Raw genomic sequence first — 26,693 nt, forward strand, 5'->3', positions numbered from 1 at the left:
CCAACCCGACCGAACTCGCCGCCGCAGCCGCATCACACCTGCGCCGCAGGCAGAACCAACCCAACATCGTGAAAGCCTTGTTCGGCAAGCCAGAAGTCCGCTACGCAGCCGGCTAACCACGGCACCTTTGGGTTACTGGTCAATATCGACTCGTCGGCGGCCTGGGCGGGGGACGCGGCGACGGTGACAGCCGTGGTGGCGGCGAGCAGGCCGACGACGAGTCGGGCGACGAGCGCGTGCGCTCGGCCGGGCCTGCTGCGGGACGGGGTTTTCACGGGCGGCTCCTTGGTGGGGCGCGGGGGACGCTCTCCGGAGGGCTGCGCTTGCGAATCGATTCGCTCGGATCGTAGGTCGGAGACTCACTCATGTCAATGAAGTGACGATCCGGTGAAGCGGGCGTTTCCCAGCGCTACCTGACGGGCGAGGCAACCACCCTTGACCACCGAGCGCGGACGGTCCTATCTTCGGGCGAACCGTTTCGTCGAATCGGTTCGCCTCATGGTCGGACGTGCTCCGACCCGCGACGGTCAACCCACGACACCCCACCACACGATCGAGTTGAAGTGAGGCAGCACATGACACGACTCAACCGACGGCGGCGACTGGCCGCCGTCGCCGTGATAGCACTCGCCGCCGTCGCCACGGGCGCCTGCTCGTCGTCGTCCGGGGACTCCGGCGGCGATGGCGGCGCCTACCTGGTCTGGGACCCGTACCCGCAGTTCGCCGACGACTCGGACTGGGTGGCCCTGCTCAAGAAGTGCGGAACCTCGGCGGGCGTGACCGTCGAGCGGACCGGCTACGACACCACCGACCTGACCAACAAGGCGCTGCTCGCCGCCCAGCAGGGCAACTCGCCGGACGTGTTGATCGTCGACAACCCAGTCATCTCGACCCTGGCCGAGGCCGGCGCGCTCACCACCACCGAGGAGAACAAGCTGGACACCTCGAGCATGGAGAAGAACCTGCTCGGCGCCGGCCAGAGCGCGGGCAAGACGTACGGGGTGCCGATCGGGGCCAACACCCTCGCGCTCTACTACAACAAGGACCTGCTGACCGCCGCCGGCGTCGACCCGGCCTCGGTCAAGGACTGGACGTCGCTGACCACGGCGCTGACGAAGGTCAAGGCCAAGGGCAAGAAGGGCATCACCTTCTCCGCGATCGGCACCGAGGAGGGCAGCTTCCAGTTCCTGCCCTGGTTCTGGGGATCGGGCGCACAGCTGACCAGCCTCGACTCGCCGCAGGCGGTCTCCGCGCTGGCCCTGTGGACGGACTGGCTCAAGCAGGGCCTCGCTCCGAACTCCGTCATCAACAACACCCAGACCACGAGTTGGCAGGAGTTCGCCACCGGCGACTTCGCGTTCGCCGAGAACGGCACCTGGCAGCTCGCCAACGCGGAGAAGCTCGGCTTCCCGTACGGCACCATCGCGATCCCGGCCAGCGCCGGTGGGCCGGCCCCGGCGCCGACCGGTGGCGAGTTCGTCTCGATCCCGGTGCAGAAGAAAACCGGCCGGTACGCCACGTCGCAGAAGCTCGTCACCTGCCTGACCAGCGCCGACAACCTCCTGACCACGGACACCACGCTCTCCTACGTCGCGCCGGTGGCCGCCGTTCAGGACCGGCAGGCCGCCGAGAATCCCAAGCTCAAGGTCTGGGTCGAGGCGGTCCGGGCGGCGAAGGGTCGCACCGGCGACAACCTCGGCACGAAGTACCCGAAGATCTCCGAACCCCTGTGGACCGCCGTGCAGGCGGCCCTGAGCGGCGGAAAGTCGCCGCAGGAGGCGCTGGCCGGTGCCCAGGCCACGGCCGCGAGCAAGTAAGCGCGCCGAATCGACGACATGACCCCCACGACGCAGACCTCCAGTACCACGCGAGGCCACGGTGGGGCGGCCGACGCCGCCCCACCCGGGCCTGCCGCGCCTCGCACCCGCCGGCCCGGACGATGGCTGGCGTGGGGCTTCCTGGCACCGACGGTCGTCTACCTGCTGGCCTTCTACGCCTACCCGCTCTATCGCAACGTCGAGCTGAGCCTGCGCGAGTACACCGTCCGGTCGTTCGTGCAGGGTGGCGCGCCCTTCGCCGGCCTGGACAACTACCGCACCGTCCTGACCGACCCGGCCTTCTGGCCGACGTTCACGCACACCCTGGTGTTCACCGGCGCGTCGCTCGTCTTCCAGTTCGGCATCGGCATGGCCCTGGCGCTCTTCTTCCGCCAGCACTTCCCGCTGTCGGGCACCCTGCGGGCGCTGATCCTCGTGCCGTGGCTGCTGCCGCTGATCGTGTCCGCCTCGACCTGGTCGTGGCTGCTCAACAGCGACTCGGGCCTGGTCAACGCCGCGCTCGGCGTCGTCGGGATCGACCCGGTCAACTGGCTCACCTCGCCGACCTGGTCGCTCACCTCGGTGATCATCGCCAACATCTGGATCGGCATCCCCTTCAACCTGGTGGTGCTCTACAGCGGCCTTCAGGCGATCCCGCTCGAGGTGTACGAGGCGTCCGCGCTCGACGGCGCGACCGGCTGGCAACGGTTCTGGTCGATCACGTTCCCGCTGCTGCGCCCGGTCTCCGCGATCACGCTGCTGCTGGGACTGATCTACACGCTCAAGGTCTTCGACATCATTTGGATCATGACCAGGGGCGGCCCGACAGGCTCCTCGGCCACGCTCGCCACCTGGTCGTACCGTCTCGGTTTCGGCAACCTGCTGCCCGAGTTCGGGCCGGGCGCGGCCGTCGGCAACCTGCTCATCGTGCTGGCGCTGATCGCCGGGCTCTTCTACATCCGGTTCCAACGGAAGCAGCACCTACGATGATCACGTCACCGCGCCGGGCTTGGTGGAAGACCCTCGTCGGCCTGGTCCTGACCGGGCTGATGCTCTTCCCCGTCTACTGGATGATCAACGTGTCGTTCACCCGGGACCAGGGCATGCGGGCCAGCCCGCCGCACCTGTTTCCGACCAACGGCACGCTGGACGGCTACCGGACCGTCCTCGACCAGCAACTGCCCTACCTGGGCACCAGCTTCGTGGTCGGGCTCGGGACGGTGGCGCTGACGGTGGCGCTCGCCGCCCCCGCCGGCTACGCGCTCGCGAAGCTGCGGCCACCCGGCGGCCCGGCGCTGAGCTTTCTGCTGCTGATCGCCCAGATGATCCCCGGAATCATCATGGCGATGGGCTTCTACGCCATCTACCTCACCCTCGGCGTCCTCAACACGCTGCCCGGCCTGATCCTGGCCGACACCACGCTCGCGGTGCCGTTCGCCGTACTGATCTTCACGGCGTTCATGTCCGGCATTCCCGACGAGCTACTCCAGGCCGCCGTGGTCGACGGCGCGGGTCGGCTGCGCACGTTCTGGTCGATCGTGCTGCCGGTCAGCCGCAACTCGATCGTCACGGTGTCGCTGTTCGCGTTCCTGTGGTCCTGGTCGGACTTCATCTTCGCCTCGACCCTCGCCGGTGGCGGTGACCACCAGCCGATCACCCTCGGCATCTACCACTACATCGGCAACAACAACCAGCAGTGGAACGCCATCATGGCCACCGCTGTCGTCGCCTCCGTCCCCGCAGCCGTCCTGCTGATCCTGGCCCAGCGGTACGTCTCGATGGGCGTGACCGCTGGCGCCGTCAAGGACTGACCACCCGCACCACAGAAAGGCAGCCGCCACCCATGACCGTCGCCCCGTCCGGTCCGGAGTTCGGAATCCAGGACATCCCCTTCAGCTACCGAGGATCCTGGCTCAACATCTCCCCCGTGGTCGCCGAGAAGACGTACGCCGACGACCTGCACCTGGTGTCGCACCAGACCGGGCTGCACCCGGTGCTACGCCTCTCCCCCACGGTCCCGGACACCACGGTCGTCGCCACGCCCGCGCTGCTGACCTGGCATGCCGGTCCCGGTCGAATCGAGGCCGTCTTCGACGGACCGGACACCCTGCGGCTCCGGGGCCGGCAGCTCGGCCTGCGGATAGCGGCGGCGGCGGGCACGCTCACGCCGTTCAGCGGCACCTACCTCTATCTCGACCCGGTCGACGGCTCGCACGTGTTCACCTCGTACGAGACCGGGCGTCGCTACCGGATCACGATGCTCGCCGGCGCGCTGCGCCGCGTCGACGGCGTCGAGGCGCTCGGCACCGCCGACCGGTCCCTGGACCTCGCCGGTGACGAGCCCTGGGAGATCGCCATCGAGGAGTACGCCACCGCACGGCGGCCCTACGCCACAGCCGTCGCCTTCGACCAGGTGTGCCGGAACCGGAGCGCCGAGTTCGCCGCGTTCGTCGACGCTGTCGCGCCGTGGCGCGGAGAGGACACCTCGGCCGCCGAGCTGGCCGCGTACGTGCTGTGGTCCGCCACGGTCGACCCGGCGGGCTTCGTCACCCGGCCCGCCGTCCTGATGTCCAAGCACTGGATGGACAAGGTGTGGAGCTGGGACCACTGCTTCAACGCGATCGCCCTGGCGTCCGGCGATCCCGAGCTGGCCTGGCACCAGTTCCACCTACCCTTCGACCACCAGGACGCCGCTGGTGCCCTCCCCGACTCGGTCACCCACTCCGAGGTCCTGCACAACTACGTCAAACCGCCCATCCACGGCTGGGCGCTGCGGCACCTGCGCCGACGCCTCCCCCACCCACCGGACCGGGCGGCGCTCGCGCAGACGTACGACCGGCTGGCCCGCTGGACCGGGTTCTGGCTGGACGCGCGCCGCGCCCCCGGCCAGGACCTGCCGCACTACCAGCACGGCAACGACAGCGGCTGGGACAACGCCACCACGTTCGACGACGGCCGGGTCGTGCAGACCGCCGACCTGGCCGCGTTCCTCGTCTCGCAGCTGGACTGCCTGGCCGACCTCGCCACCGAGCTGGGTGAACCGGCCGACCGGTGGTCCCGGGAGGCCGGCCTGATCCGTACGGCGATGCTCCGGGACCTGTGGGACGGTGAGCGCTTCACCGCCCGCAGCCCGCACACCGGCCAGCGGCGGACCAGCCGTAGCCTGCTCGACCTGATGCCCATCGCGCTCGGCGCCGACCTGCCCGCCCCGATCGCCGACGCGCTGGCCCGGGGAGTCGAGACCCACCTCACCACCCACGGATTGGCCACCGAGCCGACGGACTCGGCCCACTACGTCGCCGACGGATACTGGCGGGGCCCAATCTGGGCGCCCTCCACCGTGCTGGTCGAGGACGGCCTGCGGCGGGCCGGGCACACCGGGATCGCCGACGACATCAGCCAGCGCTTCCTCGCGCTCTGCGAGAAGTCGGGTTTCGCGGAGAACTTCGACGCCGAGACCGGCGCCGGGCTGCGCGACCGCGCGTACACCTGGACCGCCAGCAGCTACCTCATCCTCGCCGCCGCGCACCAGGAACGCCGGGCAGCCGGGCGGTAGCCGGGGCGGTGCGCGACCGGCCGGCGCGGTCGCGCCGCCGCCGCCGCGGGACCCGTGGCGGCGGCGGCGATCAGCGGGCCCGGACCGGGCCCGTGCTGGAACGCAACGAGATGGGCGGGCTGTACAGGCGATGCCGGGGCACGCTGCCGGGGGCCGCGATGCTCTCCAGCAGCAGCGCCACCGCCTCGGCACCCATGTCCCGCATGGGTACGTCCGCGGCCGTCAGCGGCGGGCGGAAGTCCTCCGCCCAGTGCTGGGCGGCGACCCCGGTGACGGAGAAGTCCGCCGGTACGGACAGCCCGGCGCCGGTCAGCGCGCGCTGCATCCCGGGCAGTGCCGCCTCGTTGATGGTGGCCACCGCCGTGACCTCCGGATGCGTAACCAGCAACTGCTCCACGCACGCCTCGCCGGAGGCGGAGTCGTCGCCGCAGCACACGTCGACGCCGGCGAGGCCCCGTTCCGCCACCGCCGCCTGGAAACCGGCCAGGGCACGATGGCTGGGGCCGTATCCGGCCGCCACCAACTCGGCAGAGCGGTTGACCAGCGCCACGTGCCGGTGCCCCAGGTCGGCCAGGTGGTGCACACAGCGCGCGATCAACCCGGCGTAGTCGATGTCGACCCAGCTCATGCCGTGCGCCTCGGCCGTCCGGCCGATCGTGACGAACGGCAGGCCCGTGCGGGTCAGTCGCGTCACCCGGTCGTCCTCCAACCGGATCTCCATCAGCAGGACGCCGTCGACGCGACGCCCGGAGACGATCCGCTCGAACGAGCGGTCGTGGTCACCCCCCGACGGGGACAGCAGCACATCGAGGTCGTGGCGGGCGGCGGCCTCGACCACGCTGGCGACGAAACCCAACTGCATGTCGGTCAGCCGCTGACTCGCTGGCGGGATCACCAACCCGAGGGTGCGGGTACGCCCCTCCTTCAGGGCCCGGGCGCTGGCGTTCGGCCGGTAGTCCAGCTCGTCGATGACCGCCTGGATCCGCTGCCGGGTCGCCTCCGACACCGTTCGCTTGCCGCTCAACACGTACGACACCGTGCTGCGGGACACCCCCGCCCGCCGGGCGATCTCCCCGATGTTCATACGCCCCCTCGAATCGATCCCTGCCCCGACGGGGACGCGCCCAGCTCCGGTTTCCGAGCATAAGCGCTTGGCGAGCGGCCTCGGACGCCCCGGCCGGTCGACCCCGGCCCAGCCGGTCAGGAATCAAGAAGCACCCGCGCACCGTCCCGGCCTAGCCTTTTTTCCCAGGTGGCCGGCACGACGCCGCGCCATGACGAGCGAGAGGGAGCCCGACATGTCCGCGAAGTCCTCCACCACCGAGTCCGACGGCTTCAGCGCCGAGGAGCGCGCCGCGATGAAGGAGCGTGCCGCCGAGCTGCGCGCCGAGGGCAAGAAGGGCGCCAAGAAGGCCGACGGGTTGCAGGCCGTTCTCGACCGGATCGCACAGATGGCGCCCGACGACCGCGCGCTCGCGGAGCGCGTGCACATGGCGGTGACCACCGCCGCGCCAGAGCTGTCGCCGAAGACCTGGTACGGGATGCCCGCGTACGCCAACGCCGCCGACAAGATCGTCGTCTTCTTCCAGGACTCCGGCAAGTTCAACTACCGGTACTCGACACTGGGCTTCCAGGACGCGGCGAACCTCGACGACGGCGACCTCTGGCCGGTGTCGTACGCCCTGCGGACGTGGAGCCCGGAGGTGGAGAAGCGGATCGTCGAACTGGTGCGAGCCGCGGTCTCCTGACACGCGGCTCTGGTACGCCGTGCGTCCACCGGCGATGATCGGGACGTGTCGTTCTGGGAGTTCGTCACGCGCGTCGGCGTACCGCTGATCGTCGTCGTCGGCGCTGCGGTCATCGCCGTCGGCGCGTACACCGATTCGCCGGACACCTTCTCCTGGCCGCGCGGCTGGCAGTGGGCGTGGGTGGGGCTGTGGGTCATGGCGAGCGGCGAAGCGGCCTTCGGCACCGAACGACCGTTCATCGAGCGCGCCTGGAGAGGCGCGGCCGCCCTGCTCGTCGCCGTGGCCTGCGTGGTCGCCGTCTGGCGCCACCAGCGGTGGCGCAGGCGGGTCCAGCGGACGGACGGCGACGCGGCGCGGTAGCCGGCGGGCCTTCAACGGCGGTGGTGGCGGCGCAGATCCACGGCGACGAGCGGCACGCCCCCGCCCGCCGTCGACGTGGGGGCGACGGCGGGCGGAAGCGCGACGCGCGCCGGGTCAGGTGGTCGTGCAGGTGATGTCGGTCGGCGGGTTGTTGGTTCCCGTCGCGGTGGCGAGGAAGCCGAACGTGGTGGAGCCACCGGCCGGCAACGACCCGTTGTAGTCGACGTTCGTCACCCGCACGCTCGCGCCGCTCTGCGTGTGCGTGCCACCCCAGATCTGGCTGATCGCCTGCCCGTTGGGGAAGGTCCAAGAGACCGTCCAGCCACGGATCGCCGTCGCGCCGGCGGTCACAGTGACCGAGGCCTGGAAACCGCCCGACCACGAGTTCGTCACCGTGTACGTCGCCCGCGCACCGGACGGCGAGGGCGTGCTCGACACGGTCGGGGTCGGCGTCGGCGTCGGCGTCAGTGTCGGTGTCGGTGTCGGGCTCAGGGTCGGCGAGACGGTCGGCGAGGGCGTGGTGCTCAGCGTCGATGACGGCGTCACACCGGGCCGCGCCGCGCGGTAGGTGTGACCGGCGCGGACGGCGAGTTGGACGACGTCCGTCTCGGGTCGGGTGGTGCTGGGCGTGCTGTCGTCGGCGACGTCGACGAGGGTGAAGGATCCGGTGAAGAGGCGGGCGCGGAGGCGTACGGTCCCGTCACGGTCGGCGCGGACGCTGATCTCGTCGGCCTGCCCGCTGGTCCAGGCCACGCCGACGGTGTATCCGCCCCGGCCGCGCAGGCCCGCGACCTGGCCGGTGGGCCAGGCGCTCGGCAGCGCCGGGAGCAGGTGCAGCTCACCATTGTGGCTGTGCAGCACCATCTCGGCGATACCGGAGGTCGCGCCGAAGTTGCCGTCGATCTGGAACGGCGGGTGCAGGTCGAACATGTTCGGCGCGAGCCGGTCGGTGCGTACCAGATCCTTCAGGAGCTTGTGGGCGCGGGCGCCGTCCTCCAGGCGGGCCCAGTAGTTGATTTTCCAGGCCAGGGACCAGCCGGTCCCGTCGTCGCCGCGCAGTTCCAGCGTCCGACGTGCGGCCTCGTAGAGCTGCGGGGTGCCGCGCTTGGTGATCTGGTTGCTGGGATGCAGGCCGTACAGGTGGGACACGTGCCGGTGGTTCCGCTCGGTCTCGACCCAGTCGGCGAGCCACTCCTGGACGTTGCCGCGGGAGCCGACACGCGACGGCGCCAGCCGATCCCTCGCCGTGCGCACCTGGGAGCGGAACGTGGTGTCCACACCCAGCACCTCGCTGGCCCGGGCCGCGGCGTCGAACAGGTCGCGCAGGATCTGGTTGTCCATGGTGGGGCCCGCGCAGACGCTGGCGTTCGAGTGGTGCGGCAGCTCCGGCGAGTTCGACGGATTGGTGACCAGGTAACCGAGCGTCGGGTGGGCGACCAGGGTGTCGAGGAAGAACTGGGCGGCACCCTTGAGCGCCGGGTAGTTGGCCTGGAGGAAACCGGCGTCGCCGGTGAACAGGTAGTGCTCCCAGATCAGGGTGGCCAGCCAGGCGCCGCCGGTCGGCCACATGCCCCACAACGCCCCGTCGACGACCGAGGCGCCCCGCCACGCGTCGGTGTTGTGGTGGGTGACCCAGCCCCCGCGCCGTACTGCGCCTGGGCGACCCGCGCCCCGGTGACCGTGAGGTCCTTGATCATGTCGAAGACCGGCAGGAAACACTCGGCCAGGTTCGTGGTGTCGGCGGGCCAGTAGTTCATCGGCAGGTTGGCGTTGATGGTGTACTTCGAGTCCCACGGCGGCGTCATCGAGTCGTTCCAGATGCCCTGGAGGTTCGCCGGCTGGGTGCCCGGCCGCGAGGAAGAGATCAGCAGGTACCGCCCGAACTGGAACAGCAGGGCGGAGAACTGTGGATCGTTCGTGCTCGCGTGCTGGGCGATCCGCACGTCGGTCGGCTGGTCGGCCGCGGCCGTACGCCCCAGGTCGATGGTCACCCGGTTGAACAGGGCCTGGTAGTCGGCGAGATGGCGACTGCGCAGCTGGTCGAGGCTCGCCCCGCGGGCGGCGCTGAGGCGGGCACGCGCGATGCCCTGGTAGTCGCCGTTGATCGTGCGGTAGTTGACATAGCTGGAACCGATCGAGATCAGGACGGTCACGCTCGTGGCGCCCGAGACGCGCAGCGTGCCGCCGGCGCTGCTGACCGTGCCGCCCGTCGCGGTGGCGTTGGCCAGCGCGAGGAAACGCACCGACCCGTTGACACCCTCCATGGCGCCGGAGATGCCGTCGACCGCGATCGTGGCGGCGTCGGGGCTCGACATCGTCGTCCGCTGCGGGCTGTCGAAGGTGGCGTTGAACGTGATCGAGTTGGCGCGGTCGGCGGTCAACCGGAGCACGATCACCGAGTCGGGGGCACTGGCGAACACCTCACGCTGGTACCGGATGCCGTTGAGCACGTACGTCGTGGTGACGGTGGCGGTGGTATGTCATACGAGTTACATTCGCTTCGATCTATATCGTTGGCTCCCTGTGGACCGGCAGCGGGCCCTCGCCGCCAACCACCGCAAGGAGTGCACGTGCTCAGACGAAGAATGGCCCTACTGCTCCCCGCGCTCCTTGCGGCGGCCCTCGGCACCGCGGTGGTCAGCGGCGCGGTGGTGCTCACCACCACCCAGCCCGCGCAGGCGTTGGAGAACGGGCTGGCCCGCACGCCACAGATGGGCTGGAACGACTGGAACTCGTTCGGGTGCAACGTGAACGAGGCGCTCATTCGGCAGACGGCCGACGCGTTGGTCTCCAGCGGCATGGCCGCGGCCGGATACCGCTACGTCAACATCGACGACTGCTGGTCGACCAAGCAGCGCAACGCCAGCGGCGATCTGGTCGCCGATCCGCAGAAGTTCCCGAGCGGCATCAAGGCGCTCGCCGACTACGTCCACGACAAGGGCCTCAAGCTGGGCATCTACTCCTCGGCCGGGACCCTCACCTGCGCCGGGTACCCGGCCAGCATCAACTACGAGCAACGCGACGCCAACCTCTGGGCATCCTGGGGAATCGACTACCTCAAGTACGACAACTGCGGCGACCACCTCGGTCGGAGCGCGCAGCAGCGCTACACCGCGATGCGGGACGCGCTCGCGGCCACCAACCGGCCGATCCTCTACAGCCTGTGCAGTTGGGGACAGGACAGCGTCTGGACCTGGGGCGCGGGGGTGGGCAACTCCTGGCGTACCACCGGCGACATCGGTGGGAACTGGAACTCCATCATGGGCATCCTCGACCAGCAGGTCGGCAAGGAGTCGTACGCCCGACCGGGCGCGTGGAACGACCCGGACATGCTGGAGGTCGGCAACGGCCCCACCGACACCGAATCCCGGGCCCACTTCAGCCTCTGGGCGCTGCTGAACGCCCCGCTGCTGGCGGGCAACGACATCCGCACCATGTCGGCGGCCACCCGCACGATCCTGACCAACACCGACGTGATCGCCGTCAACCAGGACTGGGGCGGTCAGCAGGGCCGCAAGATCAGTGACTCCGGTGACCTGGAGGTCTGGCGCAAGCCGATGTCGACCGGCGGGGTGGCCACCGTCCTGCTCAACCGCGGCAGCGGCACGACCATGATCTCCACCACGGCCAGCGCGCTGGGGCTCGGCAGCGCCGGTTCGTACGCCGTGCGCGACCTGTGGTCCCACACCACCTCGACGTCGACCGGCACGATCAGCGCGTCGGTGCCGGCACACGGCGCGGCGATGTTCCTGGTCACCGGCGGCGGCATGCCCCCGCCAAGCACGCCTCCGCCGAGCACGCCTCCGCCGAGCACGCCCCCGCCGAGCACGACGTCGACGATCCGCAACACGTCCGCCGGGCGGTGCCTGGACGTCAACGGCGCGTCCCAGACCAACGGCGCCACTGCCATCATCTGGGACTGCCACGGCCAGGCCAACCAGTCCTGGACCTCGACCAGCGCTCAGGAGCTGCGGGTCTACGGAGGCAAGTGCCTCGACGTCAACAACGCCGGCACCGCCAACGGGACATCGGTGATCATCTGGGACTGTCACGGCCAGGCGAACCAGCAGTGGCGCTTCAACGCCGACGGCTCGATCACGGCGGTCGCCGCGGGCCGCTGTCTGGACCTGGTGGGCAACGGTACGGCGAATGGCACGCGCGCCCAGATCTGGGACTGCAACGGCGCCGCCAACCAGCGGTGGAGCCGAAGCTGAGCGACCGGCTCCGGTAGGCGGGGCAGAGCGTGGCCGGCTGGGCGTGGCCGCGGGCACCGACCCGCGCGTCGTCCGGCCGGCACACGCCGCCCCGTGCTCACCCCTGCGACACCCGGGGAACGTCCGACGCATAGCATTGCCACGGTTCGGGACGGCTCTGCTGAAACGAGGCGACATGCGTTGGCTCCAGCGGTTGCTGGGCGGCGGGCGGGTCCAACTCGACCCGGAGCGGCAGCGGGCGCTGCTGCGGGACCTCCAGCACGGATACGGCACGCACGGACGGGTTCCGTTTCCCGCGCAGGTCGAAGCGGCCACCGGGATGTTGGGCGGCGACGACGGCCTGGTGGTGGCGGCCCGGATTCTGAGCCAGGTCGCCGACGAGGCACACGAGGATCTGCGGGCGCAGGCCCAGGACATCCACCGGCGGACGGGCCGGCGGCTCCTGGTGCACCGGCGGAACTACCGGCCGCTGTGGATGGAGGCCGGGCCCGGCCTGCGGTGGCCACTGTTCGCGTTGCCGTGCGGCTTCCACCCGTACGCGCAGGTGGCCGCCGCCGTCGCGGTGGTCGGCGGCCAGGCGGCCCGGCTCGACCGGGTGACCGACCCGAATCCGCTGGCGACCCACGTGTTCGAGCTGCTCGACCTCACCACCGCCGGCTGGGAGTACGGCCGGGTGCGGGTGGACACCGACGGCGCCGCGTTCGTCGATCGACTGATCACGAGCGCCGCGCAGGTCCTCGCCGCGATGGACGACCCGCCCCGGTTGCCACCGCCGGTCCGTGCGCACATGCGTCGCAACAACACCCTGGACGTGCACGATCCGGCCGGCCCGCGCGCGGTGGGACGAATCAACCTGGGCGCGCGGATGCGGGAACAGTTGCTGGCCTGACCGGTACCGGCTCTAGGCGCGGGCGTTCACGTCCAGGAAGGCGAGGAGCAGGGCCGCCGTCTCGTCGGGGTACTGCGCGTGCGGGTAGTGACCCGCGCCCTCGATGACCTCGAGCCGACCCCACCCGGCCGGCAGCGCGGCCACGATCGCCTCCCCCTCGGCCCGCGGATCGGCCCAGTCCGGGTCGAGTGACCCCTCGACGATCAGGACCGGACAGCGGACGTTACCGAGTTGCGCCCCCGCGTCGACCGGCACCGAACGGCCCATCTTACGCATCGCCGCCATCCGTCCGGACTCGCGCATCATGGCGTCGATCCGGGTCGTGCGGGCGGCCCAGTCGGCCGGTCTCCTCCCCGGGTAGGCGACGTCGAGGTAGCTGCGCCAGAGCGCGACACTGCCGAACAGGCCGGTGCCGAGCAGTCGGGTCATGCCCTGGCGGAAACGGGCGACCCGCAGGTCGCCCAGCTTGATCGACTGCTTGCGCGTGAAGGGCGTCAGCTCGACGATGCCGCTGACCAACTCGGGCGCCTGGACGGCGGCGATGGTGGCGGCTCCGCCGGAGATCGAGTGGCCGACCAGCACCGCCGGACCGCCCAGGTGACGGACCACCGCGACCAGCTAATATCATTAGCCGACCACGTCGAAGTGACGTCCGCCGCAGCACCGGCGGCCCACCGTCGAGGCGCTGTCAGCGCGGCGGCGCGATGTCGCGACTGATCACCGTCGCCACCTCGCCGAGGTCGTCGTCGAGCTGGTGATCGCGCCCAGGCAGCCGGTACAGCCGCGCCTGTGGCACCGCGTCCGCGTACCGGTCGGCGTGCGACAGTGGCACCGTCTCGTCCCGGAGGCCGTGGAACACCCGCACCGGCACCCCCCGCGGCAGCCGGGCACCAAGGTCACCCGGCAGCTCGAACTCGTCGCCGGGCCAGCCGCCCGCACCGACGAAGGGGGCGGCGATCAGTGCGATCAGCGCCAGCTCGCGCTCCGGTGGCCGCTCGGCGAGCGCCTGGATGAGGATCGTCCCGCCCACCGAATGGCCCACGACGACGGCACCGTCGTCCAGGGCCGCGATTTCCCGCCGAATGGCCGCGCTCCAGGTGGCGTAACGCGGATCGCCCTCGTCGGGCAGGCGCGGATAGCGGACGTCGTACGAGTCACCGAGCTCGCGCCGCAGGCTGTCGACCATTCTGCAGTCCCACCCGTCGTACGTCCCGGAGCCGGCGCCCTGGACGAACAGAACCTGCGTGGCCGCTGTCACGACTGCCCCCTCCCACACGGGGACCGTGCCGCTTCTCGCGATTTCATTCGCAGCGGGAACAGGGGAAAACACCACCGCTAACCGCTCCCACTTCAACGTATATCGCAATGGGTGCCTTGCCGCAAGACCCCCATCGTGCCGCAAAATCGTCGGCCGGAGACGGGAACGAACGAAGAATCGGGGCACCAGGTGCGTGTGTTGTTCAGGACGCGAGTTGTCGTGCGGGCCGTCCGGGCCGAGGTGACACGATGACCGACCGCTACGTGTGGGGTCTCGACGAGGTCGACGAGACCCAGATCGCGACCGTCGGAGGCAAGGGCGCCCGTCTGGGGACGCTGTCGCGGATCGACGGCATCCGCGTACCGGCTGGCTTCTGCGTGTCGACCGACGCCTTCCGACGGGTTCTGACCGAGGCGCCCTCGATCGAGGCTCGCCTCGATCGGCTGTCGCGCCTGGAGCCGGACGACCGGGAGGCGATCCGCGACCTCAGCACGGAGATCCGCCAGAGGATCGAAGGAATCGCGATTCCCGACGACGTGGTGACGGCGATCGACGGAGCCCTGCGCCAGCACGGTGCGGACGCGGCCTACGCCGTCCGGTCCAGTGCCACGGCGGAGGACCTGGCGACGGCCTCCTTCGCGGGCCAACAGGACACCTACCTGAACGTGCGAGGTACGGCGGCCATCCTCGCGCACGTGAGCCGGTGCTGGGCCTCGCTCTTCACCGAGCGTGCCGTCACCTACCGGCAGCGCAACGGCATCGACCAGCGCCTGGTCCACCTCGCCGTCGTCGTGCAGGAGATGGTGTTTCCGCAGGCGGCCGGCGTGCTGTTCACGGCTGACCCCCTCACGTCCAACCGGAGGGTCGCCTCCGTCGAGTCCAGTTTCGGCCTCGGCGAGGCTCTGGTCTCCGGGCTCGTGAACCCGGATGCCTACCGGGTGCGGGACGACGCGATCATCGACAGGTCGATCGCCACCAAGCGGCTCGCCATCGACGCCCTCCCGGCCGGCGGCACCGCCAGGCAGACGATCAGCCCGGACCGTCAGGGGCAGCCGGCGCTGACCGATGCCCAGGTCCTGCGGCTGGTACGCGTGGGGCAGCGAATCGAGGCGCACTTCGGCTGCCCGCAGGACATCGAGTGGTGCCTGGTCGACGACGACTTCCACATCGTCCAGAGCCGGCCGATCACGACGTTGTTCCCCGTCCCCACGGCCCCGGACGGGGAGAACCACGTCTACCTGTCCGTCGGGCATCAGCAGATGATGACCGACGCCATGAAGCCGTTGGGGCTGTCCATGTGGCGGCTCACGGCAATGGCGCCGATGCACGAGGCCGGGGGGCGGCTCTTCGTCGACGCCACCCGGCTCCTGGCGTCGCCCGCGGGCCGCGCCGGCTTCCTGGAGATGGCGGGCAGGTCCGATCCGTTGACCCGGGACGCGCTGGAGACCCTCCTGGAGCGCCCCGACTTCGTACCGATGCTTGCCCAGGACGGTCCCGGTGTCCCGCGGCTCGGCGGCGCACCGGCCACGATCGAGAACGACCCGGCCATCGTCGCCGAGCTGATCGGGCGCAGCGAGGCCTCTCTCGCCGCGCTGCGGCGCGACATCGCGACGGTGACCGGACCGGCGCTGTTCGACTTCCTGTCCGAGGCCTTCGCCGAGCACAAGCGGCTGCTCGCCGATCCGTTGAGCATGCAGGCGATCATGGCGGGGATGGAAGCCACCTGGTGGCTCAACGACCAGCTGTCCGAATGGCTGGGCGAGCGGAACGCCGCCGACACCCTCACGCTGTCCGCCCCGGGCAACGTCACGTCGGAGATGGGGTTGGCGCTGCTCGACGTAGCGGACGCGATCCGTCCGTACCCCGACGTGGTGGCCCTCCTGCGGGACGTCGACGACGACGGCTTCCTCGACGAACTGCCGAAGGTGGCGGGCGGAACGGAGGCACGCGACGCCATCCGCGCCTATCTCGACCGGTACGGCATGCGCTGCGTCGGCGAGATCGACATCACCAGGCCGCGCTGGGCCGAGCGCCCCACCACCCTCGTACCCCTGATCCTCGACAACATCAGGCTCCACGAGCCGGGCGCCGCCCGACGGCGCTTCGCACAGGGGCACGAGGAGGCGCGGCGCAAGCGCGAGGAGCTGCTGGAACGCCTACGCGCCCTGCCGGACGGGGAGCACCGGGCCGACGAGACCGCACGGATGATCGACCGGGTCCGCACCTTCATCGGGTACCGGGAGTATCCGAAGTACGCGATCATCAGCCGCTACTTCGTCTACAAGCAGGCCCTGCTGCGGGAGGCCGAGCGCCTCGTCGGGGCACACGTGCTGCGCGAGAGGGACGACGTCTTCTACCTCACCTTCGCCGAACTGCACGACGCCGTCCGGTCGCACCGGGTCGACGGCCAGCTCATCCAGCGACGTAAGGACGCGTTCCGCACGTACCAGACGCTCACGCCGCCCCGGGTGCTCACCTCCGAGGGAGAGGTCATCTCCGGGGCATACCGACGCGACGACGTGCCGGCCGGCGCGCTGGCCGGCCTCGGGGTCTCCGGCGGGACCGTCGAGGGTCGCGCCCGTGTCATCTCCGACATGGCCGATGCCGACCTGGAGTCGGGCGACATCCTGGTCACCGCGTACACCGACCCGAGCTGGTCGCCCCTGTTCGTCGCCGTCGCGGGGTTGGTCACGGAGGTGGGTGGTCTCATGACCCACGGCGCGGTCATCGCCCGGGAGTACGGCCTGCCCGCCGTCGTGGGCGTGGCGGACGCGACCAGGCTGATCCGGGACGGGCAGCGGATCCGTGTGCACGGCACCGACGGGTACGTCGAGATCCTGGAGGAGCCCGACGCCGACACCCAGTCGTAGGGCTTGTCCCAAGGCCGGGGCCACCCACGTCGGCCGCGGTCGAGCCCCAGCAGGCATCGCGGCGCGGCAGGGCGGCGGCCGGTCAGACGTCGGCCTCGATGGCGAACGTGTTGCCGTCCGGGTCCTCGATCCATGCGATACGCCCACCGCCGGCCCGCGCGGTGATCCCCTTCGCGTCGTGCTCGAACTGCTCGTAGCGGACGAAGTCGACGCCCGCGAAGGTGAGTTCGTCGACGATCGCGTCGAGGTCGTCGACATACCACGTCGCCAGCGTCGCGGCGGTCGTCCCGGCGGTGACCGACTGGTACACGTTGAGGGCCGGCCCGCCGCCGGAGGCGTAGATGCGGCTGCCGTCGGCGATGTGGGCGCTGGGGGCGGACCGCATCGTCCGTAGGCCCAGCTTGCCTTCGTAGAACGTGACCGCCCGCGCGATGTCGGACACGGCGACCGATGTTCTGAGGTGGTAGGCGCTCAAGGGCATGACCCAGCCTGACAGACGCCGAGGTCGTCGACGTGACGCGGGGCGGGGTGGGGGGGGGGCCGCACCCCCCCCCCGGGGGGGGGGGGGGGGGGGGGGCCCCCCCCGCCCCCGCAGATCCGTACGGGTCAGACCTTCGCCTTGCCGAGAATCCGGTTCACTGTTGTGCCGCATACCGGACACTTGCCCTTGGCCATGTTCATGCCGGTCTTCGAGACCTCCACGTGCCCCTCGAAGTCCCGCTTCTCCTTGCACTTCACGCAGTAACCGTTGTAGGTCTGGGCCTGGTCGGCCACGGTGCCCTCCTCGTCTCGTCCGCCGGTCAATACGGTTCCGGCGGAATGCCCGGCGGCGGGCCACACGGGGCGCCGGCGCTGGGTCTTACTCCACGGCCACCTTCGTGACCGCTGGTTCGCGGACCCTACCCAGGTCTGGGCAGTTCCATGTCAGCTGTGCTTCGACACTGTGAGCAAGTCGACGTCGAGAGTGTGCATGGCGAATTAGGTCGGATAAGTCAGTTTGGCGGGGACACGCCGACCAAACCCTCCCAGCCACTCCTGCGGGTGGCCCCGAGGCAGCGTCGGACGCCGTGATCACCTACGGTGTGGGAGCGGGCCGCGCGACGCCGCCATCGCGTACACGGTGGGTGACGAGATGGCGCGACGGCACCTCGGCGGTGGTCCGGTCAAGAAATTTTCGGGACGTCGAACGACCAATCACCATTTTTTGGGCGCGTGTCGTGCGGTTGACTCTTGCGGACCTCTGGTCAGTACGCATTAGCTTTCCCTCGTGACACGTAGCCGAGGCTGCGCGGGCCAGTGATGGCGGGGACGCGTAAGCCGGTCGTCGAGGTGCGGCGCAGCCAGCGTCGGCGACGCACGGTGTCTGCGTACCGTGACGGTGAGCGGGTCGTCGTCCTCATCCCGGACCAGTTCTCCCGGGCCGAGGAGAGCGAGTGGGTCGACCGCATGCTGGCGCGGCTCGCCGCCCGCGAGGGCCGACTGGCCCGCTCCGACGACGAACTCGTCACCCGGGCCAACCGGTTGATCGATCTCTACCTCGGCGGGTACGGCCAGAAGGCGGTGCCGGCCAGTGTCCGGTGGGTCACCAACCAGAACGGCCGCTGGGGCTCCTGCACCCCTGCCGACCGCAGCATCCGCATCTCCCACCGTGTCCAGGACATGCCCGACTGGGTGATCGACTATGTGCTGCTGCACGAGTTGACCCACCTCATCGTGCCCAGCCACAACGCCCGTTTCTGGGCGCTCGTCGGCCGGTACCCCAAGTCGGAGCGCGCCCGTGGCTACCTGGAGGGCGTCGCTGCGGCATCCTGCGCTCCCGTCCCCACCTGACCCGCCCCGGGCTGACCAGGCTGGCCGGTCTGAGCTGGGCTGGCCGGTCTGAGCTGGGCTGGCCGGTCTGAGCTGGCGGGCTCGGCGGAGACGGCCGGGCTGAGCGAGGCGGTGGGTCGGGCGGGGCGTTAGGGTCGGGTCATGGCGCGGCGGGTGGTGGTGGTGATGCTCGGGCCGGCGCGGTGGTCGCCGCCGGGAATCGACCGGGAACAGTGGCGGGCGGCGCTCGCCGAGGACGTCATCGACCTGGTCGCGACCCTCAACGAGGTGGACGTCGCCGTCGCGGTGACCCCGGCCGACCGTCCGCTGGCGGACGCGCTGGTGTGGCCCGGCACCGCCGTCCACGAGGTGCCCGAGCCGACGCCGAACGCCGTGTTCGCCAGGTTGGACGGCCACGACCAGGCGGCGGTGCTCGCCGGTGACGTGCCCGACCTGCCCGCACTGACCGTCGGCAAGCTGCTGCGCCCGCTCACCACCCGGTCGGTCGCCGTGGCACCGGTCGACGGTGGCGGCCCAGGTCTGCTCGGGGTGGCCGTACGACTTCCCGTACCCGAATGGTTGCCCCCGCTCGACCTGGATACGGCGACGCCGGCCGACGCCCGGGTCGGCGCCCCCCAGCCGGGGGACGTCGCCGTGACGACCGGCTGGCGGCGGCAGCGCGGGCCAACCGACCTCGCCGCGCTGGACCCGGCCTTCGAGGGCTGGGAGGCGACCCGCTCGCTGCTGTCGGGGTCGGGCCGCCCGGCCTGATCGGCACGCCCTCGACGCCCCTGACCGCACCTCGGGTCGTCGTGGGCGTAATCCACTCGGCTTCCCGGAAACCGTGGCGTCCGCGCCGCCCGGTCAACCCGGCTTTCGGAAACCGGAGTCGATCAGGACCAGGGGGCGCGTGCCGGGTGCCCGCCACCGGTCGGCGCGGGCGCCCGAGCCGGCCGCGTCAGCTCTTGGTGTCGCCGCCCGTGCCGCTGTCGCCGTCGGTGTCGTCGGCCTCGCCCGGCGCCTTCTCGTGCGCGCCGCCCGGGGCGGTGAAGTCGAAGTTGTCCAGCTCGCTCAGGTCCATGTCGTTCATCGCGAACGCGACCGGGTCGGCGAAGTCGTCGTCCGACGGGAGCAGGTCCGGGTGGCCCCAGACGGCATCCCGGCCCTCGATGCCGCGGTGCTGGGTGAGCGCCGCCCACAGGGCCGCCGCCTCGCGCAGCCGGCGCGGGCGCAGCTCCAGGCCGACGAGCGCCGCGAAGGTCTGTTCGGCGGGGCCACCGGCGGCACGGCGGCGGCGGAACGCCTCACCGAGCCGGACGACGTTGGGCAGGCGGTCGCTGGCGGCGCTGTCCACCACGTGGCACACCCAGCCTTCGACCAGGGCCAACGCGGTCTCCAGGCGGGCCAGCGAGGCCTTCTGCGCCGGGCTGTCATCGGGGGTGAAAATGCCTTCCAGTGCGATCGCCTGCATCGACTCCGGGTCGGCCGGGTCGACCCGGCCCATCGCCTCCTCGATGGCCTCCCGGTTGACCCGGATGCCCGAGGCGTACATCTCCACGGCGCTGAGCACGTGCCCGCGCAGCCACGGAACGTGCTGGAACAGCCGCTGGTGGGCGGCCTCGCGCAGCGCCACGTAGAGGCGTACCTCGTCCTCGGGAAGTTCCAGGCCCTCGCCGTACGCGCGGATGTTGGCCGGGATCAGCGCAGCCGTGCCGGCCGGACCGAGCGGGAGGCCGATGTCGCCGGCGGAGAGCACCTCCGCGGCGAGCGAGCCGAGGGCCTGACCGAGCTGGCCGCCGAAGAGCGCGCCACCGAGGGTGGCCACCATCGACTGCATCGGGCCGAGCTGGGCGCGCGCCTCCGGCGGCACCAGGTCGCCCATCGCGCCGACCATCCGGCTGGCCACCGGGTCGCAGAGCTTGCGCCACACGTCGAGCGTCTTGAAGATCCACTCGTTGCGGTTCCAGGCGACCGGGGACTGGATGCCGGACGGCCACGCCGTGGCCGGCTCCAACCACAGGTCGGCCAGGCGCAACGCCTCCTCGACCGCGTGGCGCTCGTACGGCGACACGGCCGGGTCGCCGGCGGCGGCGAGCTGGCTGGCCGCTACCTGCCGGGCGAGGTCCCAGTTGACCGGCCCGCTGCCCGGCGCCGAGAGCAGGTGCTGCAACTGCGACATGAACTGCTGCATCTGCGCGGGATCGTTGGGGTCTGGTGGTTGCTCACCCGGGAGCGCGAAACCGAACGGAATATCAGGCACGACGTCTACGGTACGCGGGCCGCGCCCCAGGTAGCCGCCGCTGGCGTTGCGCTGAGGGCGAAGTCGCGTGGCGCATCCGTCGGACGGGCCGGGGGCGATCGGTACGCTCTGGCGCATGAGACGTCGTGGCCTGACGGTCCTGCTCGGTGCACTGTTCACCGCCCTGCTGAGCATCGGGGTGCTCCGGGTGCCGATCCCGTACGTGGTGCTCGGCCCGGGCCCGACGGTCAACACCCTCGGGACGGCCGACGGTAAGGAGGTCATCCAGGTCACCGGCCGGGAGACCTCCACCTCCGCGGGCCAGCTCCGGCTGACGACCGTGGGGGTGCAGCCGACGGTACGGCTCCGCTCGGCGATCGCCGGCTGGTTCTCCGACGACGAGGCGGTGGTGCCGCGCGAGCTGGTCTACCCGCCGGGGGAGTCGACCGAGCAGGTCGAGCAGCGCAACGCCGAGGACTTCAAGGTGTCGCAGACCAGCGCCGAGACCGCCGCGCTGCGGGAACTGGGCTTCCCGGTCCAGGTGGTGATCAAGACGGTGGCGGCGGACGGCCCGGCCGCCGGGGTGCTCAGGGTCGGCGACGTGGTCACCTCGGTCGACGGTAAGCCGGTGCCGGTGGCCGCCAAGGTCACCGAGCTGATCCGGGCCAAGCCGGCGGGTACGGCGCTGGCCATCGGTTACACGCGCGACGGCGCGGCGGCCACCGCGACGGTGACCAGTCGGGAGCAGGACGGCCGGCCACGGATCGGGGTCGAGATCGACCAGCAGCAGCCGCACCCGTTCACCCTGGGTATCGACCTGGAGGACATCGGCGGGCCGAGCGCCGGTCTGATGTTCGCCCTGGGCATCGTGGACAAGCTGACGCCGGCCGACCTCACCGGTGGAAAGGTCATCGCGGGCACCGGCACCATCGACGACGAGGGCACCGTCGGCCCGATCGGCGGGATCGCCCAGAAGCTGGTCGGCGCGAAGCGAGCGGGGGCCAAGGTCTTCCTGGTGCCGGCCGACAACTGCGCCGAGGCGGTCCGTAACCCACAGCCCGACCTGCCGTTGCTGAAGGTGGGCTCGCTGGACGAGGCGCTGACCGCGTTGGACACGCTGCGCGCGGGTGGTCAGCCGACCCGCTGCTGACCCGTGTGACCGTGCCCCGACACGCTCAGGAACACCCCGTACTCTGGGTGCCTGATCGGAGCCGATCACATCGAGCGTGCGGAGCCAACAGTGGTAATGCGTAGCAGCAGCCCTCTGCCGAGGATGAGCCGGCGCGGCCGGGTCACGATCGCCGTCCTGGTCGGGGTGTTCGTGCTCTTCACCCTGCTCGGCTGGGGTGTCCAGGCGTGGACCGACTGGCTCTGGTTCGACGAGGTGCGCTACACCGAGGTCTTCACCGGTGTGCTCGTCACCCGACTGCTGCTCTTCCTCGCCATCGGCCTCGGCATGGCGGTGGTCGTCGGCGGCAACCTGTGGCTGGCGTACCGGCTGCGGCCGCGGCTGCGACCGCACTCGGTGGAGCAGGCCACGCTGGAGCGCTACCGGATGGCGCTGAGCCCGCGCCTCGGCACGTGGATCGCGCTGACCGCCGCCGTGATCGGCCTCTTCGCCGGCCTGTCCGCACAGAGCCGGTGGGACCAGTGGCTGCTGTTCCGCAACGGTGGTGACTTCGGGGTCAAGGACCCGGAGTTCGGGGTCGACATCGGCTTCTACGTCTTCCAGCTCCCGTTCTGGCGCTACCTGCTCGGTGTCGGCTTCACCGCCGTGGTGCTGGCGCTGATCGGCGCGCTGGCGGTGCACTACCTCTTCGGCGGGCTCCGCCTACAGGGCGTCGGTGACCGGATGAGCAACGCGGCGCGCGCGCACCTGAGCAGCCTCGTCGCGGTGTTCGTCCTGCTCAAGGCCCTCGCGTACGTGCTGGACCGCCGGGCGATGCTGCTGGAGTACAACGAGGGCGCCAAGCTGTACGGCGCCGGCTACGCGGACGTCAACGCGCTGCTGCCGGCGAAGGAGATCCTGGCGTACATCTCGGTCGTGGTGGCCATCGCGATCATCGTGTTCTCCAACGCCTGGATGCGGAACCTGGTGTGGCCGGGCATCTCGCTCGCCCTGCTGGGCGTCTCCGCGGTGGCGATCGGCGGTATCTACCCGTGGGCGGTGCAGACCTTCGAGGTGAAGCCGAGCGCCAAGGACAAGGAGGCGCCGTACATCCAGCGCAGCATCGACGCGACACGCGCGGCGTTCGGGTTGGGCGGCACCGAGACCACCCCGTACGCGGCGAACAACCTCACGCCACCGGCGAACCTGGCCACCGACACGTCCGTCGTGTCGAACGTGCGGCTGCTCGACCCGCAGTTGGTCAGCGAGACGTACACCCAGCTCCAGCAGGTGCGTGGCTTCTACGACTTCGGTCCCAAGCTGGACATCGACCGGTACGGGGTGAACGGCAAGACCTCCGACTACGTCGTCGGCGTCCGTGAGATCAACTACGGCGAGCTGACCGACCAGCAGAACACCTGGATCAACCGGCACACCGTCTACACCCACGGGTACGGCCTGGTGGCCGCGCCGGCGAACCAGGTGGTGTGCGGCGGGCAGCCCTTCTTCGTGTCGGGCTTCCTCGGCGAGAAGACCCAGGAGGCGTGCTCCTCGCAGACCGAGCAGATTCCCGCCAAGCAGCCGCGCATCTACTACGGCGAGCGGATGGCGGCCGACGACTACGCGATCGTCGGCCAGTCCGACCCGAACAAGAAGGCCGAGTTCGACAGGCCGGTCGGTGAGGGTGGCGGCGAGTCCTACACCTACACCGGTGAGGGCGGCGTCAAGATCGGCTCGTTCACCCGGCAGCTGCTGTACGCCATCAAGGAGCAGGAGTCGAACTTCCTGCTCTCCGAGGCGGTCAACAAGGACTCCAAGCTGCTGTACGTGCGTAACCCGCGGGACCGGGTGGAGAAGGTCGCGCCGTTCCTCACCCTGGACGGTGACCCGTACCCGGCGGTGGTCGACGGCCGGGTGCAGTGGATCGTCGACGGCTACACGACGGCCGCCACCTTCCCGTACGCCGAGCGCGTCAACCTCCAGGTCGAGACGACCGACGAGCTGACCAACCGGGGCACCTTCCAGTTGGCCCGGGAGAACGTCAACTACATGCGCAACTCGGTGAAGGCCACCGTCGACGCGTACGACGGCACCGTGACGCTCTACGAGTACGACGACACCGACCCGGTGCTCAAGGCGTGGAACAAGGCCTTCGGCGGTGACCTGATCAAGCCGAAGGCGGCTATCCCGGTCGAGCTGACCGAGCACCTGCGCTACCCGGCGGACATGTTCAAGGTGCAGCGCAACCTGCTCACCAAGTTCCACGTGACCAACCCGGGTGACTTCTACTCGGCGCAGGACTTCTGGCAGGTGCCGAACGTGCCGGACGCGCCGGACAGCGGCCAGAAGCAGCCGCCGTACTACCTCTTCACCCAGTTCCCGGGGCAGGAGAGTCCGCGCTTCCAGCTCACCTCGGCGGTCACCCCGAACGGCCGGCAGAACCTGGCCGCCCTGATCTCCGGGTCGTACGTCGACGGAAAGCCCCGGCTCGAGGTGCTGGAACTGCCGGACCAGACCCGGATCTCCGGGCCGGTGCAGGTGCACCAGCAGATGACCAACAACGCGAACATCCGCCAGCAGCTCAACCTGCTCTCCAGCAACCAGGCGCAGGTGCAGTACGGCAACCTGCTGTCGCTGCCCTTCGCCGACGGCATGCTCTACGTCGAGCCGGTCTACGTGAAGAGCAACCAGCAGGACGCGTACCCGCTGTTGCAGAAGGTGCTGCTCTCCTACGGTGACGGCGGCTCGTTCGTGGCGCTCGCCGACAACATCAACGACGGCATCAAGCAGTTGGTCGATCAGGGTAAGAAGGCCGGGCAGGGCACCTCGCCGCCGCCCACCACGGGTGGTAACCCGACCAACCCGTCCCCGGGCGCGACGCCGACGCCGGGCGGCACGACCCCGCCGCCGGGCACCACGAATCCGCCGCCGGCCGGCGAGTTGGCCGCCGCCGCGGACCGGGTGCAGTCCGCCATCACCGAGGTCCGCGCCGCGCAGACCTCCGGGGACTTCGAGCGGTACGGCCGGGCGCTGAAGGCGTTGGACGAGGCGCTCATCGCGTTCCAGCAGGCGCAGCAGGCGGCCAACCCGAGTAGCGGCGCGCCCCCGTCGCCGTCGGCCACCCCGGGGGGCTGACCAGCCGCCCGAGGAGCACACCGGAGCCCTCGTCGTCGGGCCCCCCGGGGCCGGCGCCGAGGGCTCCGTCGCGTCCGTACGGTATGCCAGCCTGTCGCCTCTCCGACACGTTTTGTCCGACTGGCCCGCAACCCACGCCGGCTCCCCGCCGTCCTTGATGCATCGGGGCGCGGACAAGGGGGAGGCAGTCGTGAGGGACGCACAGAGCTTCGACGATTTCTACCGTGGCACCGCGCGGCGGATGATGCGGTACGGCTATGCGGTGACCGGTGACCACACCGAGGCGCAGGACGTCGTGCAGGAGGCGTTCGCGCGGGCCTGGCGGCAGTGGGGGCGGCTCGCCGAGCATCCGGCGCCCGAGGCGTGGCTGCGGCTGGTGGTGTCCCGGCTGGCGAACGACCGCTGGCGGCACCTGCACCGCTGGCGGGCGCTGCTGAGCCGCAGCGGGCCGCCACCGACCGCGCCCCCTCCGGGCGAGGACGCGGTGCTACTCGTGGGCGCGCTGCGCCAACTACCGGCCACGCAGCGACAGGCGCTCGCCCTGCACTACCTCTTCGACATGCCGGTCGAGGAGATCGCCCGGGAGGCCGGTGTGCCGGTCGGCACCGTCAAGTCCTGGTTGTCCCGCGGTCGGTCCCGGCTGGCCGTACTGCTGCCCGACGTCCACATCGACGAGCTGGAGGCGAACGATGTCAGCTGAACTCTCCAACCTGTACCGGTCGCTCACCGTCGCCGCCGACGACGTGACGGTGACAGATCCCGAGGTGGTCCGGCGGCACGCCGACCGGCGGGCCCATGTCCGAGCGGCCGGCAGCGCGCTCGCGGTGGCCGTGCTGCTCGGCGGGGTGGCCGTCGGTGGACGCCTGGCGTTTCCCGTGGACGGGTCCGCGCCGCTGCCGCCACCGGCCGGCACGCCGGCCCCGATACCGAGCGGGGTGACTTCCGCTCCGGCCCCCGCGCCGCCCACGTCGTCCGCGGCCGGGTCGTCGGCCCCGACGCCGTCGCGCACCACCCCCGGGGGTACGCGGCCCGCCACGCCCACCGGCGCGGCGACCGCCCACCCGCCGACCTCGATCCCGGACCGCGCCTTCTTCGTCCTGGCCGCCGCCAACCGGACGGGCCTGGAATCGAGCACCCCGGGCCCGGTCCTGCCGACGCTGTGCGGCGCCCGGTACGCCAGCGAGTCGGCGGTGGTGCAGCGCCGTGCCCGGTCGATCGCCTACAAGAGGCCGGAGACCCGGGCGGGGAACGTGCCCGACGGCAGTTACCGGCACAGCATCACCATCTACCGGCCCGGCCGCGCCGACGACGCGCTGCGGGAGCTGCGGCAGGCCGTCCGCGCGTGCCCCGAGCAGAAGATGCCCGACGACAGCAGGACCTGGCGGCAGCGGCTGCTGGACCCGGGGGGCGTACGGCGACGAGTCGGTGCTGTTCGAGCTGCGTGCCCCGTACCCGCCGGGCATGGGTGACCCGGGCGCGGACGAGGTGCGGCTGGTCCGGGCGATCCGGGTCGACGACGTGGTGACGGTGCTCTGGGAGCAGGGCTGGGAGTACACCGCCGCCGACCGCGCGCAGGTCGACGCCGACAGCCGACGGGCGGTGGCGGCGATCGAGGACTGGCTGGGCTGACGGCGGTATCGGAGTCGTTTTGCGGTGCCCCGGGTCGGTGCGCTACGGTTAACGAGCCGAC

Annotated in this window: 22 protein-coding genes and 2 pseudogenes; 16 read left to right on the plus strand and 8 right to left on the minus strand. The window is 70.8% G+C overall.

Annotated elements, in window-relative coordinates; all coding sequences use genetic code 11:
- Positions 1 to 575: 575 nt before the first annotated feature.
- Genes ACLQ24_RS03165 through ACLQ24_RS03180 form a run of 4 tightly spaced genes read left to right on the plus strand, consistent with a single transcriptional unit; the run spans position 576 to position 5,373 of the window.
- On the plus strand, positions 576 to 1,817 hold the full coding sequence (locus tag ACLQ24_RS03165) for a sugar ABC transporter substrate-binding protein (RefSeq protein WP_425888895.1): 1,242 nt from the start codon (positions 576 to 578) through the stop codon (positions 1,815 to 1,817).
- A gap of 18 nt (positions 1,818 to 1,835) precedes the next feature.
- Positions 1,836 to 2,807 (plus strand): carbohydrate ABC transporter permease, encoded by a 972-nt coding sequence (locus ACLQ24_RS03170; RefSeq protein WP_425888896.1) that lies wholly within the window; start codon positions 1,836 to 1,838, stop codon positions 2,805 to 2,807.
- Positions 2,804 to 3,628 (plus strand): carbohydrate ABC transporter permease, encoded by an 825-nt coding sequence (locus ACLQ24_RS03175; RefSeq protein ID WP_425888897.1) that lies wholly within the window; start codon positions 2,804 to 2,806, stop codon positions 3,626 to 3,628. Before ACLQ24_RS03170 ends, ACLQ24_RS03175 begins: the two co-directional genes overlap by 4 nt.
- A 32-nt stretch (positions 3,629 to 3,660) precedes the next feature.
- Positions 3,661 to 5,373: an amylo-alpha-1,6-glucosidase gene (locus ACLQ24_RS03180; RefSeq protein ID WP_425888898.1), complete on the plus strand. Its 1,713-nt coding sequence runs from the start codon at positions 3,661 to 3,663 to the stop codon at positions 5,371 to 5,373.
- A 70-nt stretch (positions 5,374 to 5,443) separates the two neighbouring features.
- Here the strand turns inward: ACLQ24_RS03180 and ACLQ24_RS03185 are convergent, their stop codons facing one another.
- Positions 5,444 to 6,457 carry a LacI family DNA-binding transcriptional regulator gene (locus ACLQ24_RS03185; RefSeq protein WP_425888899.1) on the minus strand — a complete coding sequence of 338 codons (1,014 nt, stop codon included), beginning with the start codon at positions 6,455 to 6,457 and terminating at the stop codon, positions 5,444 to 5,446.
- A gap of 214 nt (positions 6,458 to 6,671) precedes the next feature.
- Between ACLQ24_RS03185 and ACLQ24_RS03190 the strand changes: the two genes are divergently transcribed.
- A complete protein-coding gene (locus ACLQ24_RS03190) occupies positions 6,672 to 7,121 on the plus strand; it encodes an iron chaperone (RefSeq protein ID WP_425888900.1) in 450 nt (149 codons plus the stop codon).
- A 45-nt stretch (positions 7,122 to 7,166) separates the two neighbouring features.
- Positions 7,167 to 7,481, plus strand: coding sequence for a hypothetical protein (locus tag ACLQ24_RS03195; RefSeq protein ID WP_425888901.1), 315 nt, complete (start codon positions 7,167 to 7,169; stop codon positions 7,479 to 7,481).
- Positions 7,482 to 7,595: 114 nt separating this feature from the next.
- Here the strand turns inward: ACLQ24_RS03195 and ACLQ24_RS03200 are convergent, their stop codons facing one another.
- Positions 7,596 to 7,919, minus strand: a complete 324-nt coding sequence (locus tag ACLQ24_RS03200; RefSeq protein ID WP_425889003.1) for a cellulose binding domain-containing protein — start codon at positions 7,917 to 7,919, stop codon at positions 7,596 to 7,598.
- 107 nt (positions 7,920 to 8,026) lie between these two features.
- A pseudogene (locus ACLQ24_RS03205) lies at positions 8,027 to 9,931 on the minus strand (glycosyl hydrolase family 95 catalytic domain-containing protein); the annotation flags it as partial.
- Between the two features lie 120 nt (positions 9,932 to 10,051).
- Here ACLQ24_RS03205 and ACLQ24_RS03210 point away from each other — a divergent pair.
- Complete coding sequence (locus tag ACLQ24_RS03210; RefSeq protein ID WP_425888902.1) at positions 10,052 to 11,695, plus strand: glycoside hydrolase family 27 protein; 1,644 nt, start codon at positions 10,052 to 10,054, stop codon at positions 11,693 to 11,695.
- Positions 11,696 to 11,870: 175 nt separating this feature from the next.
- A complete protein-coding gene (locus ACLQ24_RS03215) occupies positions 11,871 to 12,584 on the plus strand; it encodes a hypothetical protein (RefSeq protein WP_425888903.1) in 714 nt (237 codons plus the stop codon).
- Positions 12,585 to 12,596: 12 nt separating this feature from the next.
- Here ACLQ24_RS03215 and ACLQ24_RS03220 read toward each other — a convergent pair.
- Together ACLQ24_RS03220 and ACLQ24_RS03225 are read right to left on the minus strand one after the other, a co-directional pair.
- Positions 12,597 to 13,202 (minus strand): annotated as a pseudogene (locus ACLQ24_RS03220) (alpha/beta fold hydrolase); the annotation flags it as partial.
- Positions 13,203 to 13,272: 70 nt separating this feature from the next.
- A complete protein-coding gene (locus ACLQ24_RS03225; protein WP_425888904.1) occupies positions 13,273 to 13,842 on the minus strand; it encodes an alpha/beta fold hydrolase in 570 nt (189 codons plus the stop codon).
- A 248-nt stretch (positions 13,843 to 14,090) separates the two neighbouring features.
- Between ACLQ24_RS03225 and rph the strand changes: the two genes are divergently transcribed.
- On the plus strand, positions 14,091 to 16,712 hold the full coding sequence (gene rph, locus ACLQ24_RS03230) for a rifamycin-inactivating phosphotransferase (protein ID WP_425888905.1): 2,622 nt from the start codon (positions 14,091 to 14,093) through the stop codon (positions 16,710 to 16,712).
- 82 nt (positions 16,713 to 16,794) lie between these two features.
- On the opposite strand, the gene ACLQ24_RS03235 is transcribed toward rph, so the two are convergent.
- The gene (locus ACLQ24_RS03235) at positions 16,795 to 17,154 is read right to left on the minus strand and encodes a VOC family protein (protein ID WP_425888906.1); all 360 of its coding nucleotides are present in this window, start codon (positions 17,152 to 17,154) and stop codon (positions 16,795 to 16,797) included.
- Between the two features lie 164 nt (positions 17,155 to 17,318).
- A complete protein-coding gene (locus tag ACLQ24_RS03240) occupies positions 17,319 to 17,486 on the minus strand; it encodes a DUF5679 domain-containing protein (protein WP_007464795.1) in 168 nt (55 codons plus the stop codon).
- Between the two features lie 525 nt (positions 17,487 to 18,011).
- Here ACLQ24_RS03240 and ACLQ24_RS03245 point away from each other — a divergent pair.
- Both ACLQ24_RS03245 and ACLQ24_RS03250 read left to right on the plus strand, forming a co-directional pair.
- Entirely contained in the window at positions 18,012 to 18,542 is a 531-nt protein-coding gene (locus ACLQ24_RS03245) for a M48 family metallopeptidase (protein WP_425888907.1), read from the plus strand.
- Between the two features lie 141 nt (positions 18,543 to 18,683).
- On the plus strand, positions 18,684 to 19,292 hold the full coding sequence (locus tag ACLQ24_RS03250; protein WP_425888908.1) for a hypothetical protein: 609 nt from the start codon (positions 18,684 to 18,686) through the stop codon (positions 19,290 to 19,292).
- Between the two features lie 187 nt (positions 19,293 to 19,479).
- Here the strand turns inward: ACLQ24_RS03250 and ACLQ24_RS03255 are convergent, their stop codons facing one another.
- On the minus strand, positions 19,480 to 20,781 hold the full coding sequence (locus ACLQ24_RS03255; RefSeq protein ID WP_425888909.1) for a zinc-dependent metalloprotease: 1,302 nt from the start codon (positions 20,779 to 20,781) through the stop codon (positions 19,480 to 19,482).
- A 115-nt stretch (positions 20,782 to 20,896) separates the two neighbouring features.
- Here ACLQ24_RS03255 and ACLQ24_RS03260 point away from each other — a divergent pair, with 115 nt between their 5' ends.
- The 5 genes from ACLQ24_RS03260 to ACLQ24_RS03280 all read left to right on the plus strand — a co-directional run bounded on the left by ACLQ24_RS03260 (position 20,897) and on the right by ACLQ24_RS03280 (position 26,632).
- Positions 20,897 to 21,910 (plus strand): YlbL family protein, encoded by a 1,014-nt coding sequence (locus ACLQ24_RS03260; RefSeq protein ID WP_425888910.1) that lies wholly within the window; start codon positions 20,897 to 20,899, stop codon positions 21,908 to 21,910.
- Positions 21,911 to 22,006: 96 nt separating this feature from the next.
- On the plus strand, positions 22,007 to 25,003 hold the full coding sequence (locus ACLQ24_RS03265; RefSeq protein WP_425889004.1) for a UPF0182 family protein: 2,997 nt from the start codon (positions 22,007 to 22,009) through the stop codon (positions 25,001 to 25,003).
- A gap of 190 nt (positions 25,004 to 25,193) precedes the next feature.
- Entirely contained in the window at positions 25,194 to 25,703 is a 510-nt protein-coding gene (locus tag ACLQ24_RS03270) for a SigE family RNA polymerase sigma factor (protein ID WP_425888911.1), read from the plus strand.
- Positions 25,693 to 26,472 carry a hypothetical protein gene (locus tag ACLQ24_RS03275; protein ID WP_425888912.1) on the plus strand — a complete coding sequence of 260 codons (780 nt, stop codon included), beginning with the start codon at positions 25,693 to 25,695 and terminating at the stop codon, positions 26,470 to 26,472. Before ACLQ24_RS03270 ends, ACLQ24_RS03275 begins: the two co-directional genes overlap by 11 nt.
- A complete protein-coding gene (locus tag ACLQ24_RS03280; protein ID WP_425888913.1) occupies positions 26,465 to 26,632 on the plus strand; it encodes a hypothetical protein in 168 nt (55 codons plus the stop codon). The genes ACLQ24_RS03275 and ACLQ24_RS03280 overlap by 8 nt, the downstream gene beginning before the upstream one ends.
- The last annotated feature ends 61 nt before the right edge of the window (positions 26,633 to 26,693 follow it).

The organism is Micromonospora sp. DT4 (genome assembly GCF_049841675.1).
Lineage (GTDB): Bacteria > Actinomycetota > Actinomycetes > Mycobacteriales > Micromonosporaceae > Micromonospora.

Excerpts from the sequence above, each read along its gene's own strand:
- ACLQ24_RS03260 (WP_425888910.1), top strand. The coding sequence starts at position 20,897 with ATGAGACGTCGTGGCCTGACGGTCCTGCTCGGTGCACTGTTCACCGCC.
- ACLQ24_RS03215 (WP_425888903.1), top strand. The coding sequence starts at position 11,871 with ATGCGTTGGCTCCAGCGGTTGCTGGGCGGCGGGCGGGTCCAACTCGAC.
- ACLQ24_RS03280 (WP_425888913.1), top strand. The coding sequence starts at position 26,465 with ATGGGTGACCCGGGCGCGGACGAGGTGCGGCTGGTCCGGGCGATCCGG.
- ACLQ24_RS03275 (WP_425888912.1), top strand. The coding sequence starts at position 25,693 with ATGTCAGCTGAACTCTCCAACCTGTACCGGTCGCTCACCGTCGCCGCC.
- ACLQ24_RS03175 (WP_425888897.1), top strand. The coding sequence starts at position 2,804 with ATGATCACGTCACCGCGCCGGGCTTGGTGGAAGACCCTCGTCGGCCTG.
- ACLQ24_RS03265 (WP_425889004.1), top strand. The coding sequence starts at position 22,007 with ATGCGTAGCAGCAGCCCTCTGCCGAGGATGAGCCGGCGCGGCCGGGTC.
- ACLQ24_RS03180 (WP_425888898.1), top strand. The coding sequence starts at position 3,661 with ATGACCGTCGCCCCGTCCGGTCCGGAGTTCGGAATCCAGGACATCCCC.
- ACLQ24_RS03165 (WP_425888895.1), top strand. The coding sequence starts at position 576 with ATGACACGACTCAACCGACGGCGGCGACTGGCCGCCGTCGCCGTGATA.
- ACLQ24_RS03170 (WP_425888896.1), top strand. The coding sequence starts at position 1,836 with ATGACCCCCACGACGCAGACCTCCAGTACCACGCGAGGCCACGGTGGG.
- ACLQ24_RS03190 (WP_425888900.1), top strand. The coding sequence starts at position 6,672 with ATGTCCGCGAAGTCCTCCACCACCGAGTCCGACGGCTTCAGCGCCGAG.
- rph (WP_425888905.1), top strand. The coding sequence starts at position 14,091 with ATGACCGACCGCTACGTGTGGGGTCTCGACGAGGTCGACGAGACCCAG.
- ACLQ24_RS03245 (WP_425888907.1), top strand. The coding sequence starts at position 18,012 with ATGGCGGGGACGCGTAAGCCGGTCGTCGAGGTGCGGCGCAGCCAGCGT.
- ACLQ24_RS03250 (WP_425888908.1), top strand. The coding sequence starts at position 18,684 with ATGGCGCGGCGGGTGGTGGTGGTGATGCTCGGGCCGGCGCGGTGGTCG.
- ACLQ24_RS03185 (WP_425888899.1), bottom strand. The coding sequence starts at position 6,457 with ATGAACATCGGGGAGATCGCCCGGCGGGCGGGGGTGTCCCGCAGCACG.